Genomic DNA, 18,120 nt, shown 5'->3' with positions numbered 1-18,120 from the left:
CGGGTCGATCCGCTCAGCGCTGCTCGTGAGCCCCCACCTGCGTCACCGGAAGTCACGGGACGCATGCGACACCCCGACACGGAGATCTTCGAACCGGTCGGCCAGCAGGTTCGTCACTCCCTCGACCGAACGCTCCAGCACTCCGCGCACAATCAGAGCGGGCGACTCGCGGGCGACCCTTCGATAGCGGTTCCACACCCCGACCGAGCAGATCACGTTCACGAGGCCGTGTTCGTCTTCGAGGTTCAGGAAGGTGATCCCGGATGCTGTGGCCGGGCGCTGCCGGTGCGTGACGAGTCCTGCGACCTCGATTCTTCTGCCCGACTCGTGGGTGCGCATCTCGCGGGAGGTGAGCACGCCGCGCGCATCGAGCTGAGAGCGGTAATGGGTGAGCGGATGATCGGAGGTCGAGACGCCGGTCGCCCACAGATCGGCGGCGAGCACCTCGTAGCTGGTCTGGTCGGTGAACAGGGGCGGCTGCACCGAGGTGAGGGAATCGGGGAGGTACTCCACTCGGTCTTCGGCGGCGGATCCGGCGAGCCAGATCGCCTCTCGGCGACTGAGCCCCAGGCACTCGAACGCCCCCGCCGTGGCGAAGGATTCGAGCTGCGCGGCGGTGACCCCGACGCGCCGCACGAGATCGCGCATGTCGCGGTAGTCACCGCCGCTGTCGCGCTCGGCGACGATGCGCTGGGCGAGCTTCTCACCGATGCCGTGGACGCCGGCGAGCCCCAGCCTGACCGCGAACCCGCCGTCACGCCGGTGCGCCTCCGACTCGTCGGGCTCGTCCGCGTCGAAATCGCCCACGTCGGGCTGCTCCCGGTGCGCGCAGGCGTCGAGCCCGGTGGGCGCCGACGGCGCCGTGCCCGACAGCGCTTCGAGCGTGGCCTCCGCCCGCGACCGCAGGAGATCGGGCCGACGCACCTCCACCCCGTGCCGACGGGCGTCGGCGGTGAGGGTCGCCGGAGAGTAGAAGCCCATCGGCTGCGCCCGCAGCAGTCCCGCGAGGAACGCCCCGGGATAGTGCAGCTTGATCCACGAGCTCGCATAGACGAGAAGCCCGAACGACAGCGAGTGCGATTCGGCGAACCCGAAGTTCGCGAACGCCTGGATCTTGGCGTAGAGGTCGTCGGCGACCTGGCCGACGAGGCCGTTTTCTTTCATGCCCTCGTAGAGCTTCGTACGGAGCCTGTCGATCTTCTCAAGTCCACGCTTGGAGCCCATGGCCCGCCGAAGTAGATCGGCGTCCTCCCCGCTGCAGTTGCCGACGGCGACGGCCATCTGCATGAGCTGCTCCTGGAACACCGGCACGCCATACGTCCGCTCGAGCACGGGCCTCAGCTTCTCGTGCACGTAGGTGACCTTCTCCTGGCCGAGCTTGCGCCGCACGAACGGGTGCACCGCCCCACCCTGGATCGGTCCGGGGCGGATCAGGGCGATCTGCACCACCAGGTCGTAGAACTTCCTCGGCTGCAGGCGTGGGAGCAGCCCCATCTGCGCGCGGGATTCGACCTGGAACACCCCGATCGAATCCGCCCGGCAGAGCATGTCGTAGACCGCCTTCTCCTCCTTGGGCAGGGTCGAGAGCTCCCACTCCTCACCGGTGGCGTCGCGGATGAGATCGAAGCAGTACTGCAGGGCGGCCAGCATCCCGAGGCCCAGCAGGTCGAACTTCACCAGTCCCATCCAGGCGGCGTCGTCTTTGTCCCACTGGATGACCGTGCGGTTCTCCATGCGGGCATGCTCGATCGGCACGACCTCGCCCACCGGGCGATCGGTGAGCACCATGCCCCCGGAATGGATGCCGAGGTGGCGGGGGGCTTTGAGCAGCTCGGCGGCGAACTCGATCACCTGATCGGGGATGTCATGGTCGGCCCCCGTCTCGAGCACCGCCCCCCACCGCTCGACCTGCTTCGACCAGGCGTCTTGCTGGCCGGGCGAATGACCAAGGGCCTTCGCCATGTCGCGCACGGCGTTCTTGGGCCGGTATTGGATGACGTTCGCCACCTGCGCCGCCCGATCGCGGCCGTACTCCCCGTACACCCACTGGATGATCTCCTCACGGCGATCGGAGTCGAAGTCGACATCGATGTCGGGTTCTTCGTCGCGAAGGCTCGAGAGAAACCTCTCGAACGGCAGCTTGTAGGCGATCGAGTCGACGGCCGTGATGTCGAGCAGGTAGCAGACGGCGCTGTTGGCAGCCGACCCGCGACCCTGACACAGGATGCCGCGGCGTCGCGCTTCTTGCACGATGCCCCACACGATGAGGAAGTACCCGGGGAAGTCCTTCATCTCGATGACGCCGAGTTCGCGCTCGATGCGCTCCCGGTCTTCGGATCTCAGATTCGGGTACTTGCGCGGCACCGCTTCCCAGACCAGGTGGCGTAGGTACGACATCGGGGTGTGCCCCTCCGGCACCTTCTGCTTCGGCAGGGCGGGCTTTGCCCGGCGGAGCGGGAAGGTGAGCTCGTCGGCGAGCGAGACGGTGCGGGAGACCGCTCCGGGGTACCGGGCGAACCGCCGCGTCATCTCGGCACCCGACCGTAGGTGCGCCCCCGCGTGGGCGGGGAGCCATCCGTCGAGCTCGTCGAGCCCCCGCCCCGCCCGCACCGCGGCGACGGCCGCGGCGAGCAGTTCGCGACGCGGAACGGCGTAGTGCACGTTGTTGGTGGCGAGGATGGGCAGCCCTCGCTCCGCGGCGAGGCCGGCGAGCACGTCGTTCGTGCGGCTGTCGAGAGGGTCGCCGTGGTTCATCAGCTCGACGTGCACGGAATCGCGGCCGAAGAGCGCGACCAATCGGTCGAGCTCGGTCGCCGCAGCATCCGGCCCGGACTCGGCCAGCGCACGGCGCACGGCGCCCTTGCGGCACCCGGTGAGCACCGCCCAGTGCGGGTCGCCCGGGCCGCCCGATCGTTCGCCGAGCTCGTCGAGGTCGTACACCGGGCGCCCCTTCTCGGCACCGCGCAGCTGCGCCGAGGTGAGAGCGGCGGCGAGGCGGTGGTAGCCCTCTTCACCGCGCGCGAGCACCAGCAGATGGGAGCCCGCCGGGTCGGGCTCGCCGTTCTGCGGCTGGGGCAGCTCGAGCGAGAGCTCGGCCCCGAACACCGTCTTCACCTGAAGGTGCTCGGCGGCCTCGGCGAACCGCACGATGCCGTAGAAGCCGTCGTGGTCGCTGATCGCGAGGGCGTGGAGACCGAGCCGCTCGGCCTCTTCGGCCAACTCTTCGGGCGACGACGCACCGTCGAGGAAGGAGTAGGAGGAATGCGCGTGCAACTCGGCGTAGGGCACCGACTGCGCGGGCCGCTCGATCTCGGGCGTGACGTAGGCGCCGCGCTTGTGCGACCACGCCGGACTGTCTCCGCCGTCGGCACCCGCGGGCGTCTCGCGAGGACGTCGCACATCGCTGAGCGCACGCTCGAGCTCCGACCACGGCACGGGGGGATTGTGCCAGCCCATCAGCGGCGCCCCTCGGAGTCGGACCCTTCGACAGGCTCAGGGACCGGCGTGTGGGGGTCAGGGACCAGCGTGTGGGGGTCAGGGAGCGGCCCTTCGACAGGCTCAGGGACCGGGGCGGCGGGGTCAGGGAACGGCCCTTCGACAGGCTCAGGGACCGGGTCAGTCATAGCGACCTTCGGCTCTCCACTCGCCGGCTTCGCAGATCAGCAGCCATGCCGCACCCTCGGCGTCGACGATCTGGAACCGATGGGCGTGCCGCGCGCGCAGAGGATCCCACCCCCGTTCGCTGATCGGCCACGGCCCGGCCCACGCCTCGATACGGCGGCGGCGGCCCGCGGCGTCGAGGTGGGCCGGAGGTGCGCTCAGCACCTCGCGCTCCCCCACCGACACCGCCGCGCCCGCGATGTCGGTCACCTCGACCAGTCGCGGCTCGGGGAACACCGTCGCCGGCAGCGGGTCGGGCAGGCTCCCGGGCCACGGCCGGGCGCGCTCCTTCGTGGTGACGGCGCGGTCGCCCCAGGGCACGGGCACCTGCCGCTCGGCCAGCCAGCGCCCGCCGCCGATGACCGGTGTGACGACGCTCCGATGCCCCAGCATCGCCTGCACGCGCGACAGGGCATGGTGCACGCGTTCGTCGGTGCCCGCCCCGAAGAGACCCTTGGCGTGATGGGAGGCGTCGTCGACCGCCTCGGGAGAGATGCGCACCCCGGCGACGCCCATGCGGAAGACGTCTTTGCCGCCCTCGGCGAGCTGCCACCGCACCCGGTCGACCACGGCCGAAGCATCGAACGACCCCGGGTGCAGCCACACCCGCTCGCTGCGTTCCCCCCGATCGCCGATGAGCTCGACCCGCAGCTCGGTGCAGACCAGGTCGAGCGCGCCCAGACCCGTCACGAACGCGTCGGCCGCCATCCGCATGCCGAACGCGATCTGGTCGGCGAGCTCGAGCGGAGGCTCGAAGGCGACCTCGCGATGCAGCTCGGGAGGGGGCGTGCGCGGCTGCACCGGCCGAGAATCGCCGCCCGCCGCGAGCGCATGGGAACGCACCCCCGGCTCACCGAAGCGCTCCCTCACCCGATCGACCTCCATCTCGGCGAAGGCGCCGAGGGTGTGCACGCCGAGACGGGCGAGGAGGCCGGCGAACTCCCCCACGGCATGCGAGGGCGCGATCGACGCATCGAGCACCGTGACCGGCAGAGGCGACAGGAACGCCCCGGCCTCACCGGCGGGCACGACGCGCACAGGTGCCTCCGCCCGGGTGGCCCGCGCGGCCTGCTCGGCCGTGAACGGGCCGTCGGCCACACCCGCCCGCACCCCCGTGATCCCCTGCTCCTCGAGGGTCGCGAGCATCACGTGCGCGGCCTCCGCCTCGCCGCCGTAGTAGCGCGCGGGGCCCCGGGCGCGCAGGGCGCAGAGTCCGGCGCGCACGATCTGCACCCCCGGGGCGATCTGCTCGATGCGCGCCACCACGGGCGAGAAGACACGGTGGTCTCGCGTCTCGTCGGCCGCGATCACCACCAGTCGGGGGCAGGCCGCTTGGGCGTCGCGTCGGCGCTGCCCCCGCCGCACGCCCTGTTCACGCGCCGACGCCGAGCACGCGACGACGAGATTGCGCTCGAACACGGCGATCGGCGCCCCCGCTCGCGCCGCGGCCGACGTGGTCGCCTCGCGAAGATACGCGGTGACCGGCCAATCGGGAAACCAGAGCACGAGGCTTCGGGTGGGCTCGTGCATCAGCCGGCCGCCGCCGTCTCGTAGGCGTCGGGAACGGCCCGCAGACGCGGCGGCGCCACGGCCTGCTCGAGAAGGCTCACCGTTCCGTCTGCGGCGGGCAGCAGCATCCGTGCGCGTCGGGCGCCCGGCGAGCGCCGATGCGTCACCGTGACCGTGAGCTCGCGCCCCGAGAGGTAGCCGTGCCCGTCGCCGAGGCCCGCCCACCGCGGGTCGGCCACGTCGATCGTGGCCTCGGCCTGCGGCCACGCACCCTGGACGAGCAGCACCGTTCCCCGATCGCGCAGACGCGCCGCCAAGCGGGCCACCTCTTTCTCAGACACCCTCGACGGCGGACGCACGGCGACCACGGGCAGCACCTCGGCGATCGTCGCGGTGACCGCCAGCCACCGGGGCCCGGGGTCGGGCACGAACACCAGCCGGTCGAGATCGAGACCGTACCGCTCGGCCGCCTCGGCACCGAGCTCGGGCATGCCGATGGCGCCGCACCATGCGCCGTCTTGCGAGGGTCGCGCCATGAGGGCGAGCAGCAGCGACGCCGACGGGCTGAGCGCATAGGCCGAACCGGGACGCAGCCCGCCGCCCGGAAGCAGCGACGTGAAGGCCGGATGCGTCGGCAGCACGGGCGCGTCGAGCCGACGCCCCTGCATCCGTTCGAGCTGCGCGCGCAGCTCGTGGATGTCGCTCACCGCCTCGGCGCTTCTCGCCATCGTCGCCCTCATCGGATCAGGCTAGAACTTATGTTCTAGCGAATCAAGATGAGTCGAGACTACGTACGGCCTCCGACATCGAGAATCGGGCGATATCCGTCAGATATGTTCGATACTGCGCACCACACCGGCCTGCACACGCCCGAGCCCCGGCACGTCTGTGGCGAGGTCGCACGTGCGGGACGCATCGAGGGCGACCGCTCACCCCTCTTCGCCGAACCCGCACGGATTCGCCGAACCCGCACGATATCGACGGCAACGGCGTGCGGGCTCGGCGAGACCGTGCGGTCTCGACGAAGGCGCAGACGAAGAACAGCGGCGCGCTAGGCGGCGAGGGCGAGGTAGGGCTCCCAGCGCGGGTCGGCGCGCTCGGTGCCGCGCACCGTCCACTGCCCACCGCGAGGGGCCTGGGGCACGAGGCGCAGCTCCCAGTGCATCTCCTGGGGCGTGCGGTCGCTCTTGATGTTGTTGCAGCGCAGGCAGCAGGCCACGAGGTTCTCCCACGTGTCCTTGCCGCCGCGCGACCGCGGCATCACGTGATCGATCGTCGAGGCCGCCTTGCCGCAGTAGGCGCAGCGATGCGCGTCACGGCGCAGCACACCGCGCCGGGTGACCGGCACCCGACGTGCGCCCGGCACCCGCACGTAGCGCGAGAGCACGATCACGGCCGGACGATCCCAGTGACCGGTGCTCCCCCACACCGGTTCGCCTTCGACGTGTTCGACCACGGTGGCCTTGTCGCTCATGACGAGAACCAGGGCTCGCTTGAACGACACCACCGCGAGCGGTTCGTAGCCCGCGTTGAGTACCAGAGTGCGCATGTCGGCATCCTCTCGAACGGTCCGGGACGGCTTCCCGGGTTATTCGACCTGCGACGCGTCAGTCTGCGGAGGGTATGAAAAAGGCGCTGTCTTACAGACAGCGCCAGGCGGCCGCGGCTTCACCGCAGCATCCGATCACACGATGCCGAAGGACGAGCAGACCGAGCGCATCCATGGTTCGGATACGTGGTGTCGCGCCCATCGGCTTCCTCCGCTTCTCTCTACGTCGAGGAAAGGGTAACCCACCGCGACACGCCCGAGGGTCGCCGAAAGGGGAAACAAAAAGCGGCGTGTCGGAGAACGAATGCTCCGACACGCCGCTTCGACGCTGTTGCGGGGGCTCAGCCGGCGTTCTGCTCGAGCCAGGCCCACGGGTCGACGACCGCGTTGTTGATGTGCACCTCGAAGTGGAGGTGGCACGCGGTGGAGCTGCCGGTGCTGCCGACGACGCCGATCAACTGACCTGCCTCGACCGTCTGGCCCGACTGCACCTGGCGGCTGCCGTAGGTCATGTGGCCGTAGAGCGTGTTCACGCGCTGTCCGTTGATCACGTGGTCGATCGTGACGGCGACGCCGTAGCCGCCGAAGCTCTCTTGCGAGACGCGCACGACACCGGCTGCCGCGGCGAAGAGGGGGGTACCGCACGAGGCGAGAAGGTCGACGCCCTGGTGGTAGCCCGAGTCCCAGAGACCGCGGCCCTTGGTGAAGCCCTGGATCGGCCAGCGCACCTCGCCCGAGCCCGGGGCGGTCATCGACAGGTCGATCGGGGTGGAGTTCGTCGAGTTCGCCGAGTTGGTCGACGTCGAGGTCGACGTGGTGCGCGCGGCGGCGGCGACCTGACGGGCGCGCTCGGCGGCTGCCTCGGCGGCCTTCTTCTTGTCGATCTCTTCCGCCGTGGTCGCGGAGTAGCTGCTGCGGTCGAGCTGCGCGACGGTGGCGTCAGAGGCGACGACGAGCGACTGCGCGTCGGCGGCGGCGGCCTGCTGCAGGGTCTTCGTCTCGGCCTCGGGGCGGAAGGCCGCGTAAGCGGGGAGCGCGACGGTGGCGATCAGACCGACGACCATCGTGAAGATGACGGCGCTGCGCACCGGACGCGAGCCCGAGCGGGGGCGAGCAGATGCGGCGACCGGAGCGGATGCTGCAACGGTGCGCGCGACGGGTCGGGCGGCGCGTGAACGAGGGGTGCGTCGTTCACGGTTCCTGCGAGTGAGATCGGTCGCGGTCTGCTCGGGTGCAGATGCGTCCGAATCGATTGGTTCAGCCAAACTTTTCCTCCGGCGCCTCTGCGCGTAACGCTGACTCGTCGACACTCGGTGTGGGGCACGATGTGCGGGCTTCACCCTCTGCGGACGACGAGCCGATGAGGCAATCTGCGAGGGGTCCGTTGGCGGGCTTCTCGCCTGTGGACGGGGGCCACGCTACCCGAAGGTAACGAATAAGTCACGCTGAGCCGGGACACCAGTGGATAACCCCGTGCCCCCCGACGCCCGGGGAGGATCAGCGTGCGTCGACGAGGAAGATGTGCGAGGCGACCTCGACGGGCAGTTCGAGCCCCTCGTCGCTGCCGTCCATCTCAACGAGGACATACCCCTCGTTGAAGCGGTAGCTGCCCGTCGCGCCGGGCATCACACCGGCGTCCTTGAGCTGCTGCAGCAGTTCGGGATCGACCTGGGCGGGCTCTGCGAGACGACGCACGGTGCCGGTGATCGGGGCACCCTCGTCGGTGAGTTTGCGCACGAGACCGACGACGCCCTGCTCGAAGGTGTTGGCGGGGTGGTCGCCGAGCTGGTCGAGTCCGGGGATGGGGTTTCCGTACGGAGACTCGGTCGGGTGTCCGAGCAGCTCGACGAGGCGCCGCTCGACCTGCTCGCTCATCACGTGCTCCCACCGGCACGCCTCTTCATGCACGTATGCCCAGTCGAGTCCGATCACGTCGCTGAGCAGACGCTCGGCGAGGCGGTGCTTGCGCATGACGTCGACGGCCTTCTGACGCCCGGAGTCGGTCAGTTCGAGGCGACGGTCTTCAGAGACGACGACGAGTCCGTCGCGTTCCATACGACCGACGGTCTGCGAGACCGTGGGGCCGGAATGACCGAGTCGCTCCGAGATGCGCGCGCGCAGGGGAACGATGTTCTCCTCCTCGAGCTCGAGGATCGTGCGGAGATACATCTCGGTGGTGTCGATGAGATCTGTCATGGGGTCCTCAGACGTGCGAAGGGAATCGGTCCAGCTTATCCGCTGCCCCAGGCCCCCGGCCGGGGCGGCCAACCGCCCGCTCGGGCGGACCCTAGAATCGACGCATGTCGCACGTGGAACTGCCGAAGGACCTCCTGCCCACCGACGGTCGATTCGGCTGCGGGCCGTCGAAGATCCGCGGGGCCCAGCTCGAAGCCCTCGTCACTCGCGGCGCGGGGATCCTCGGCACCTCGCACCGCCAGGCCCCCGTGAAGTACCTCGTCGGCAGCGTGCGCGCGCAGCTGGCAGAGCTCTTCCGCCTTCCCGACGGGTACGAGATCATCGTCGGCAACGGCGGATCGACCGCGTTCTGGGATGCCGCCGCATTCGGACTCATCGAGAACCGCAGCCAGAACCTCGTCTTCGGCGAGTTCGGCGGCAAGTTCGCCGCCGCGGCCGCCGCGCCGTGGCTGCAGGCGCCCGACGTGCGAAAGGCCGAGCCCGGGTCGCGCACCACCGCCGAGCCGGTCGACGGCGTCGACGTCTACGCCTGGCCCCACAACGAGACCTCGACGGGCGTCGCGGCGACGATCACCCGCGTCGAGGCCGATCCGGGCGCCTTGACCGTCATCGATGCGACGAGCGCCGCGGGCGGCATCGACTTCGACGTCACGCAGGCCGACGTCTACTACTTCGCTCCGCAGAAGAACCTCGGCTCCGACGGCGGACTCTGGTTCGCCGCGGTCTCACCGGCAGCCATCGAGCGCATCGAGCGGATCGCCGCATCCGACCGCTACATCCCCGAGTTCCTCAGCCTCAAGAACGCCCTCGACAACTCCCGGCTGCAGCAGACGCTCAACACCCCCGCCGTCACGACCCTGCTGCTGCTCGACGAGCAGCTCTCGTGGATCGCGGGCAACGGCGGCCTGGCGTGGGCGGATGCGCGCACGCGCGAGTCGTCGGGCGCGCTGTACTCATGGGCCGAGGCGTCGAGCATCGCGACGCCGTTCGTGTCCGACCCGGCCGACCGGTCGCCCGTCGTGGTCACCATCGACTTCGACGCGAACGTCAACGCCGCGGCGGTCGCCCAGAGCCTGCGCGCGAACGGCATCGTCGACACCGAGCCCTACCGCAAGCTCGGGCGCAACCAGCTGCGCGTCGCGACCTTCGTCTCGATCGAACCCGACGACGTACGCCAGCTCATCCGCTCGATCGACTACACGATCGAGCGCCTCTGACCGACGCGCCGATTCTCATTCGTCGTCCTGATCGTGCAGGACGGATGCTGCGGAGCGACTAGCGCTCGTCGCCCCGAGCTGCTCACGCAGCCCGTCTGTAGAGGTGTGGCTCCTAACCTTGGAATCGAGGATGGGGTTATACCGAAGGAACTAGCGAATGGGAAGCCGATGATGCGTCGGTACTCGGTCGAGGAGAAGGCCGCCGCGGTGCGGATGGTCAGGACGCTGCGCGCCGAGCTCGGTGTCACGCAGGGGACGGTGCAGCGGGTCGCGACCCAGCTCGGTTACGGGGTCGAGTCGGTGCGGATGTGGGTGAAGTAGGCCGACGCGACCAAGACCCGCGCCCCGTCCGCCCGCGCCCAGCAGGACGAGGAGTTGATCCCGCAGCTGGTCGAGATCTGGGAGACCAACTGTGGACGTTTGACGGTCGGCCGGACATGTCGGTAGGTGAACCCAACCTGGAGGATCACATGAACGAGACGCTCGACCCGATGGACGATCTGCTCAACCGCACGGCACCGCCGCCGATTGAAAGCGGTTCCGCATTGGGACGTGACCTGAGGATGGTGTCGCGCGAGGCGCGTCGCCACGCCCGGCACACGACTGTGCCGGGCCCCCGTACGCGGCCGGCGCGGGTGGCCCTCGGTGCGGGGCTCGCCGTGCTTCTCGTGGCCGGAGCTGGCACGGCAGTAGCCGCCACCACCTTCGACTGGGCTCCCTGGGCACAAGACCCCGACATCAGCTACCCCTTCGCTTTGCCCAGCGGGCGCGACTGTGAAGCGAGGGTGCAGATGCTCGTCGTGACGAGCATCGACGAGAACGGTCGTATCGAAACCGCCTACGACGAGACCGTCGCCGACCACTTCCGCGCCTTCGACGCTATCGGCGCCTCGGACGTCGAAGAGTCGATCACCGAGGTGCTGAACCGGAAGGGCAGCGGCTCCATGATCGTCATCCATCCGGACGGACAGATTTCCGACATGCCGGAGACGCCAGAAGGGCCAACGCAGGACGATGTCTATGCGGCTGCGGTCGACGATGCACTCGGCGATGCCTTACGCACCGAAGCGGTGGCCTATGGCCTGACCGAGGATCAATGGAACTCCAACGAGGTCATCCTGTGCGAAGCGGCACCTGAATGAGATCGGGACGTGCCCTTCGTTATACAGGGCTGGAACGGGCGCTCGAACAGAACTCGGCGGACGTGCTGTCCTACCTGCGTCGCCGGGCAGGCTCAGAGGACGCGTCAGACCTGTTCGGAGAAACACTCGTCGTGGTGTGGCGGCGGGTCGAAGAACTTCCTGCTGACGCGGACCAAGCACGCATGTGGCTGTTCGGGGTCGCGCGGGGGGTTCTCCTGAACTACCGACGGGGCGAACGACGCCGCTGGGCGCTGGCAGACCGCCTCAAGAAGCACACACGCCTCGACCCGGTCGCCCCGCCGGCGGACGAGCACGCTGAGGTCCACGACGCTATAGCGCGGTTGGAACCCGACCTGGGCGAACTCGTGCAGCTCGTGCACTGGGAACACATGACCCTGGTCGAGGCAGCACAGGTAGTCGGGATTCCCGCGTCCACCGCCCGTGGCCGCTACCAGCGGGCGAAAGAACAGTTGCGGGCCGTACTCGGCGCCCCCGCTCCTCTTTAAAGCGCAGGCACCCCGTGCAGAAGGGTGCCGCGGTCGATGCCGGCCGGGGCACTCTTCTGCCGCGCCTGCAAACCGCACTAGCCGGTCAACCTTGCACCGACCACGACCCCTCGGGAGGTACGTCCCCGAAACGCAGGGTCGCGGCGCGGAAGCATGATTGTCTCGAGCTTGCCCCCGGGACCCTTCTATCCCACTGGCACGTCACGGGTGCTGGTGTCTTCATAAGGGGATCCGCTACCGGGCCGATGGGTCGAGGGGTTCGAAGCCAGACCAGTTGGACACGCCATCAAGTCCCCGTGGATGCATGGGACGGCAGGGGTCGGCTCGAGGGCGGTCGGCCATGTGCCCTCCGGACGGCGGGCAGCAGCAACGCCCTAGAATCACGGCATGCCCGACGCCGTTCCATCGACGCATGAGGCGTACGACCAGTGGATGGCTCGGGGTGCGCGAATCAGCGCGTGGTGGCGGAGGTTCGGCCAGCTCTCGTTTTACGTCTTCGCGGCGCTTATCGCTGTCGCGTTCGGATTCCTCGCTTACGCCTATGCGGCAGACGTCCGGCAGCCACGAATGTGGGGAACGTTTACGTATGAGGACTGCGAGCAACGTCCTCGTGGCGGTTGCCGAGAAGTTGGTCGGTGGGTCAGCGATGACGGCACTGTTGTCAAAGACAACGTCTACCTTGACGGTGGAAGTGGGTCAGACGGGACCACACCTGCCAGTTATCAACCATCCGGTTTTATTAACGACGACTCGAACAACATCGTCCATGTTCCCGCATTTACTGGCGTCGGCGTCTGGCTATGCAGCGCTTTCCTCATCTGCTGGTTGTGCTACGTGGCGTACAAAGCCGTGCAGTGGAACGACCTTCGATTTCCGTCCAGCCTCGCGCGAAGCAGGCGTCGATATTCCCCAGTCTCGGACACTGAGTCCCGGAAGAGTCGTCGGCACCGCGGGGCGTAAACACCGGACCGAGGGAAAAACGTCCTGCTCGACGACGCACCGAAGCACCCGGCCATCGGCGCGGCACCCAAGGTCTTCCTTGCCCTTGCCCTTGCCCTGCAGGGCGCCGGCCGACACGACGAGGCACTCCGCGTCGCAATAAAGGCCGACCCTGCCTCGATACCGTCGCTCGGTGAGGGCTCAAGCGTAGGCACTGACCGATCATGAGACGTCCCGGGCACCGAACCGTCTCAGTTGGCGATCGGCCACCGGCCGCTTGAACTATGTCGGGCGTCGCGCGGGTGCAAGGTCCAGAATTATTGATGTGACGACGGCGCTTCCGCTAAGCCGCCAGAAGAAACCACGACTTCTGGTGCTACGAGTATGAGCGATCTGCTGGGCGCGATTGTCGACGTGACCACGACAATATTCTCGGGCGACTGGTTGCCCTCGCGACGTCGCGCGCGGCAGCAGCGAGATACCGACGCAGACGATTCGAGTCCGTCTCGTTAATCGATCAACGCGACGAACCGAGTCACACTGGCCGACCGAAGGGGGGCTGTCAGGGTGGGTCACCCCGTGAGGTGTCGGACGGCGGTCCATGCCGGATCTTTGTCCGACCGGATCTGGGCCCGGGCTGGAGAGCTCAGCGCTCGTCGGACGCGGGCTCCGACCGGTCGAAGTACTCTTCGTCCTCGTCAGAGTCCTCCCCGTCGGAGTCGTCGTCCTCCGCCGTCGCGTCGTCGAGCTCGTCGATCTCGACACCGTCGATGTCGCCGCCGTGGGTGCGGCTCACGCCCTCGTCGTCGTCATCATCGTCTTCTTCGTCGTCGTCTTCGAAGTCGTCGTCGGAGTCGTCGTCGTCATCGTCGTCCGACTCGGATGCTTCGGCGAGCGCCGTCTGCGCGGCCTGGTAGTCGGCGAGGCGCTCGGCCCACGGCACCCAGTCGGGGGCGAGGAGCGCTCCGTCGCCGGGCAGCAGTTCGACCTCGAGCACGGTGGGAGCTTCGCCCTCGACGCGGGCGAGCGAAACGGTCCAGAACCAGCCCGGGTACCCGGGGAGGGTCGTGGCGAAGCGCAGGGAGACGACGCCGTCGTCCTCGAGCGTGTACCCGGCGGGGGCGCCGATCGAGGAGACGGGCGTCACCTCCGCGAGTGCGGCGATCGCGAGATCGTGCGCCGCCAGCAGCTCGGCGTCGGCCGGCTCAGACTTCGAAGTCATCGGCTACCTTGCGCAGGACCGCGGCGATCTTCTTGGAGTGCGAACCGCTCGGGTAGCGGCCCCGGCGAAGGTCGCCGCCGATGCCGTCGAGCAGCTTCACGAGGTCTTCGACGATGATGGCCATGTCGTCAGCGGGCTTGCGCGCACGCTTCGCGAGGCTGGGGGGCGTGTCGAGCACGCGCACCGAGAGGGCCTGGAGGCCTCGCTTGCCGTCGGCGACGCCGAATTCGAGCCGCGCACCGGCCTTGAGGGCAGGGGTGCCTTCGGGCAGCGCCGTGGCGTGGAGGAAGACGTCCTGGCCGTCATCGGTGGTGATGAAGCCGAACCCCTTCTCCTCGTCGTAGAACCTGACTTTGCCGGTGGGCATGGCACAACCTCGCTGGGAGAACGGGAGTCCGTGCGTGCACGGACTCTGGAGTCGGGGCAGGCGAGCCCCTCCTCCAGCCTACGACACGCCCGGCAGGCGCTAGGCTGAGCGGGATGAGTCCCACAGCACGCGAAGACATGCCGGTCCGCCGCATCGACCGCATCCTCGCGTTCATGTCGATCGGTCTGCTGGTGCTCTCCGTGGGGTGCTTCTTCGCGGTGCTCATCTCACGCCCCGCCGGTGTCACCGATTATTCGGAGGGCCTGTGGCCCACGGTGATCGTGCTTCCGAGCGTCGGTCTCCCCCTCGCCTTCGCGCTGATCGTCGTTGTGCTGGTGATGAGCTTCGTCAGAAGGGCTCGGGCCAACAAGGGTCGCTGAGCATGCCTCCCGCCTCCGATCAGCGCACGCTCGCGTCTTCTCTGTCCGAGCGCGACGACGCGGAGCTCGCGACGCTGCTCTCCGTACGAGGCGTCTCACCGACGGCCACGTGGCGTGATCTCTACGACGCCGCCGAGGCGTTCCTCGAACCCGCGGCTGTCAGCCGCGCGTTGGACGCGCTCCCGTCCACCGCAGCCGTGGCCCTCGCCGAGGCGGTGACCACGCAGACCGCCGTCGCCGCGCCCGCGCGCGCCGACCTCGCCGCGCGAGCTCTCGCGACGATCGACGGCGACGTGTTCCAGGCCGTGAGCGACGTCGTGCGCGAGCGCCTTCCCCTCATCGAGCCCACCGACGCCGTGCGGCCCGACTCGACCCCCGACGACGACGCGGCCGCCGCGGAACGGGCGTTCACGTCCGCCGCATCCCTCGCCGATCTGCTGCTGCTGTGCCTCGAGGCTCCGCTGGGGCGCATCGGGTCGGGAACCCTCGGCGCGGTCGATCGACGCCGCCTGGTGGAGGCGGGTGCCATCGCCCAGGCCGAAGACGCCGACCCCCTGGTCGAGGTCGCCGACGCGGGCGGCCTCATCGTCGGACGCGAACGCACCTGGCTGGTGACGCGCTCCGGACGGGAATGGCTGCACGCGACGACCGCCTCCCGCTGGGAGACGCTGGCCCTGCACCTGCGCGATGCGCTGCCCGAGGGCCTCCGCTCGCCGACCGGTGGCTGGATCCCCGCGGTCGACTGGCCCTCCGCCTACCCGTTCCAGCGGTCGTGGCCGGCCGTGGCCGAGCAGTGGCGACGGCGTTGGGTCGCGTGGGGGCTGTTCACCCCCGCCGGCGCCGAGCCAAGCTGGGTCGCCCCACTCGCCCGCGGCGAGGGTGTCGACGCCGACGTCTGGGCACGGATGCTGCCGACCGAGGTCGATCGGCTGTATCTGCAGAACGACCTCACCGCGATCGCTCCGGGGCCGTTGGCACCCGAGCTCGATGTGCGCCTGCGCACGATGGCCAACCGCGAGTCTCGGGCGCAGGCGACGACCTACCGCTTCACCGCGGCGACCATCGGCGCGGCGATCACGGCCGGCGAGACCGCGGAGTCGCTGCGCGACTTCCTCGAGACGGTGTCTCTGACGGGTCTCCCGCAGCCTCTCGCGTACGTCATCGAGAGCACGGCCGCCCGGCACGGTCTCATCCGCGTCGAGCGCGACGAAGCATCCGTGCTCACCCGTGTCGTCAGCGACGACCCGGCGACGATCGCCACGATCGCCGTCGACCAGGCGCTGCGCTCGCTCGGCCTCGTGCGCGAGGGCGACGACCTCATTTCACGCGTCCCCGCCGACAGCGTCTACTGGGCTCTGGCCGACGCCCGGTACCCAGTGATCGCGGTCGACGGCGCAGGGTCTACGCGCACCCTCGACCGCTCGCGGATCGCCGACGACCCCTCCCCGGTGCCTGCGACCGGCAAGTACGCGGCCCTCCTGCTCCGTCTGCGGTCGGGCGGCTCGGACGGCGACGCCGCGTGGCTCGAGCGCGAACTCGATCATGCGGTGCGCGCCCGCGCCGTCGTCGACGTCGTGGTGAGCCTCCCCGACGCCAGCACACGCACCTTCCGCCTCGAGGCCACCGGGCTCGGCGGCGGGCGCCTGCGCGGACGCGACCGCGGCGCCGACGTCGAGCGCACGCTGCCCCTGCGCAGCATCGTGAGCGTCCACCCGGTGGCGTGAACGGGCGACCGCGACGCCTCGACGATCCGCCCGCACGGTAGAATCGGTCCTTATGGCTGACGGCCCCCTCATCGTCCAGAGCGACCGCACGGTGCTTCTCGAAGTGGCGCACCCCGACGCTGAGAGCGCCCGGCACGAGCTGGCGGTCTTCGCCGAGCTCGAGCGCGCTCCCGAGCACATCCACACCTACCGCATCACCCGCCTCGGGCTGTGGAACGCCCGTGCCGCCGGGCACACGGCCGAAGACATGCTCGACACCCTGAGCCGCTGGACGCGCTTCCCCGTGCCCGCCTCGGTGACGATCGACATCAGCGAGACCGTGAACCGCTACGGGCGCCTCGTCATCGAACGAGACGCCGAGGGCGCGCTCGTGCTGAGGTCGACGGATGCTGCGGTGCTGGCCGAGGTCGCCCGCAACAAGCGCATTCAGCCGCTCCTCATCGGCCGCCCCTCCCCCGACTCCTTCGCGGTGGACGCGTGGGCGCGCGGTCACATCAAGCAGGAGCTGCTGAAGATCGGCTGGCCCGCCGAAGACCTCGCCGGCTACACCCCCGGAACCCCGCACGAGATCGACCTGGCCGAGGACGGCTGGACGCTCCGCCCCTATCAGCGGCAGGCGGTCGACACCTTCACCGAAGGCGGATCGGGCGTCGTCGTGCTCCCCTGTGGCGCGGGCAAGACCCTCGTCGGAGCGGCCGCCATGGCCGACACGAAGACCACCACCCTGATCCTGGTGACGAACACCGTCAGTGCCCGGCAGTGGCGCGACGAGCTGCTGCGGCGCACGTCGCTCACCCCGGAGGAGATCGGGGAGTACTCGGGTCAGGCGAAGGAGATCAAGCCGGTCACCATCGCCACCTACCAGATCCTCACCGCAAAGCGGGGCGGTCAGTACGCCCACCTCGCGCTCCTCGACGCCCTCGACTGGGGCCTCGTGGTCTACGACGAGGTGCACCTCCTCCCCGCACCGGTCTTCAAGCTCACCGCCGACCTGCAGGCGCGGCGCCGGCTGGGACTCACGGCCACGCTCGTCCGAGAGGACGGACGGGAGGGCGACGTCTTCAGCCTCATCGGCCCCAAGCGGTTCGACGCGCCGTGGAAGGAGATCGAGGCCCAGGGCTTCATCTCTCCGGCCGCCTGCTACGAGGTGCGCGTAGACCTCCCCGACGGCGACCGCATGGAGTACGCCGCGGCCGCCGACGAAGACCGCTACCGCATCGCGGCCACCGCGCCCGCGAAGATCGACGTCGTCCGCGGACTCGTCGAGCGCCACTCCGGCGAGCGCATCCTCGTGATCGGCCAGTACCTCGACCAGATCGACCTGCTCTCCGAGTCGCTCGGAGCCCCGAAGATCACCGGCGCGACCCCGATCCCCGAGCGCGAGGAGCTCTTCCAGGCGTTCCGCGTCGGCGAGATCTCGGTGCTGGTCGTATCGAAGGTCGCGAACTTCTCGATCGACCTGCCCGAAGCATCCGTGGCCATTCAGGTCTCCGGATCGTTCGGGTCTCGTCAGGAGGAGGCCCAGCGCCTCGGGCGCCTGCTGCGCCCCAAGAAGTCGGGAAACACGGCCAGCTTCTACACCCTGATCGCCCGCGACACGGTCGACCAGGACTTCGCGCAGAACCGGCAGCGCTTCCTCGCCGAGCAGGGCTACGCCTACACGATCCTCGACGCCGACGGCATCCTCGCGCCCGCCGCGTAGCCGCCGA

General features: G+C 69.4%; 14 protein-coding genes and 1 pseudogene. 7 read left to right on the top strand and 8 right to left on the bottom strand.

Annotated elements, in window-relative coordinates; translation table 11 throughout:
* Positions 1–42 precede the first annotated feature (42 nt).
* The 6 genes from ABTU82_RS15975 to ABTU82_RS15950 all read right to left on the bottom strand — a co-directional run bounded on the left by ABTU82_RS15975 (position 43) and on the right by ABTU82_RS15950 (position 8,914).
* The gene (locus tag ABTU82_RS15975) at positions 43–3,456 is read right to left on the bottom strand and encodes an error-prone DNA polymerase (protein ID WP_407174245.1); all 3,414 of its coding nucleotides are present in this window, start codon (positions 3,454–3,456) and stop codon (positions 43–45) included.
* Between the two features lie 159 nt (positions 3,457–3,615).
* The gene (locus ABTU82_RS15970) at positions 3,616–5,190 is read right to left on the bottom strand and encodes a DNA polymerase Y family protein (RefSeq protein WP_407174243.1); all 1,575 of its coding nucleotides are present in this window, start codon (positions 5,188–5,190) and stop codon (positions 3,616–3,618) included.
* The gene (locus tag ABTU82_RS15965) at positions 5,190–5,909 is read right to left on the bottom strand and encodes a hypothetical protein (protein WP_259460114.1); all 720 of its coding nucleotides are present in this window, start codon (positions 5,907–5,909) and stop codon (positions 5,190–5,192) included. The genes ABTU82_RS15970 and ABTU82_RS15965 overlap by 1 nt, the downstream gene beginning before the upstream one ends.
* 311 nt (positions 5,910–6,220) lie before the next feature.
* A complete protein-coding gene (locus ABTU82_RS15960) occupies positions 6,221–6,718 on the bottom strand; it encodes an HNH endonuclease (protein ID WP_116647571.1) in 498 nt (165 codons plus the stop codon).
* Between the two features lie 341 nt (positions 6,719–7,059).
* Entirely contained in the window at positions 7,060–7,983 is a 924-nt protein-coding gene (locus tag ABTU82_RS15955; RefSeq protein WP_240606875.1) for a M23 family metallopeptidase, read from the bottom strand.
* Positions 7,984–8,215: 232 nt separating this feature from the next.
* Complete coding sequence (locus ABTU82_RS15950) at positions 8,216–8,914, bottom strand: iron-dependent transcriptional repressor DtxR (protein ID WP_116647572.1); 699 nt, start codon at positions 8,912–8,914, stop codon at positions 8,216–8,218.
* 104 nt (positions 8,915–9,018) lie between these two features.
* Here ABTU82_RS15950 and serC point away from each other — a divergent pair, with 104 nt between their 5' ends.
* The 4 genes and pseudogenes from serC (at position 9,019) to ABTU82_RS15930 (ending at position 11,779) form a co-directional block, all read left to right on the top strand.
* Positions 9,019–10,131 carry a phosphoserine transaminase gene (serC, locus tag ABTU82_RS15945; protein ID WP_407174240.1) on the top strand — a complete coding sequence of 371 codons (1,113 nt, stop codon included), beginning with the start codon at positions 9,019–9,021 and terminating at the stop codon, positions 10,129–10,131.
* Positions 10,132–10,269: 138 nt separating this feature from the next.
* Positions 10,270–10,542: pseudogene (locus ABTU82_RS15940) on the top strand (transposase); the annotation flags it as partial.
* A gap of 59 nt (positions 10,543–10,601) precedes the next feature.
* On the top strand, positions 10,602–11,273 hold the full coding sequence (locus ABTU82_RS15935) for a hypothetical protein (protein ID WP_116647574.1): 672 nt from the start codon (positions 10,602–10,604) through the stop codon (positions 11,271–11,273).
* Complete coding sequence (locus tag ABTU82_RS15930) at positions 11,270–11,779, top strand: RNA polymerase sigma factor (protein WP_407174237.1); 510 nt, start codon at positions 11,270–11,272, stop codon at positions 11,777–11,779. Before ABTU82_RS15935 ends, ABTU82_RS15930 begins: the two co-directional genes overlap by 4 nt.
* 1,585 nt (positions 11,780–13,364) lie before the next feature.
* On the opposite strand, the gene ABTU82_RS15925 is transcribed toward ABTU82_RS15930, so the two are convergent.
* Together ABTU82_RS15925 and ABTU82_RS15920 are read right to left on the bottom strand one after the other, a co-directional pair.
* Positions 13,365–13,940 (bottom strand): DUF3027 domain-containing protein, encoded by a 576-nt coding sequence (locus tag ABTU82_RS15925; RefSeq protein ID WP_407174235.1) that lies wholly within the window; start codon positions 13,938–13,940, stop codon positions 13,365–13,367.
* Positions 13,924–14,307, bottom strand: coding sequence for a cold-shock protein (locus ABTU82_RS15920; protein WP_407174233.1), 384 nt, complete (start codon positions 14,305–14,307; stop codon positions 13,924–13,926). The genes ABTU82_RS15925 and ABTU82_RS15920 overlap by 17 nt, the downstream gene beginning before the upstream one ends.
* A gap of 113 nt (positions 14,308–14,420) precedes the next feature.
* Here ABTU82_RS15920 and ABTU82_RS15915 point away from each other — a divergent pair, with 113 nt between their 5' ends.
* Genes ABTU82_RS15915 through ABTU82_RS15905 form a run of 3 tightly spaced genes read left to right on the top strand, consistent with a single transcriptional unit; the run spans position 14,421 to position 18,113 of the window.
* The gene (locus ABTU82_RS15915) at positions 14,421–14,687 is read left to right on the top strand and encodes a multidrug ABC transporter ATPase (protein WP_116647580.1); all 267 of its coding nucleotides are present in this window, start codon (positions 14,421–14,423) and stop codon (positions 14,685–14,687) included.
* A gap of 2 nt (positions 14,688–14,689) precedes the next feature.
* Positions 14,690–16,411 (top strand): helicase-associated domain-containing protein, encoded by a 1,722-nt coding sequence (locus tag ABTU82_RS15910; protein ID WP_407174231.1) that lies wholly within the window; start codon positions 14,690–14,692, stop codon positions 16,409–16,411.
* Between the two features lie 52 nt (positions 16,412–16,463).
* Complete coding sequence (locus ABTU82_RS15905; protein ID WP_116647582.1) at positions 16,464–18,113, top strand: DNA repair helicase XPB; 1,650 nt, start codon at positions 16,464–16,466, stop codon at positions 18,111–18,113.
* Positions 18,114–18,120: the final 7 nt, after the last annotated feature.

Origin of the sequence: Microbacterium deferens (assembly GCF_045517775.1) — a bacterium.
Taxonomy (GTDB): Bacteria; Actinomycetota; Actinomycetes; order Actinomycetales; family Microbacteriaceae; genus Microbacterium.
This window is presented reverse-complemented; position numbering and strand designations above follow the sequence as displayed.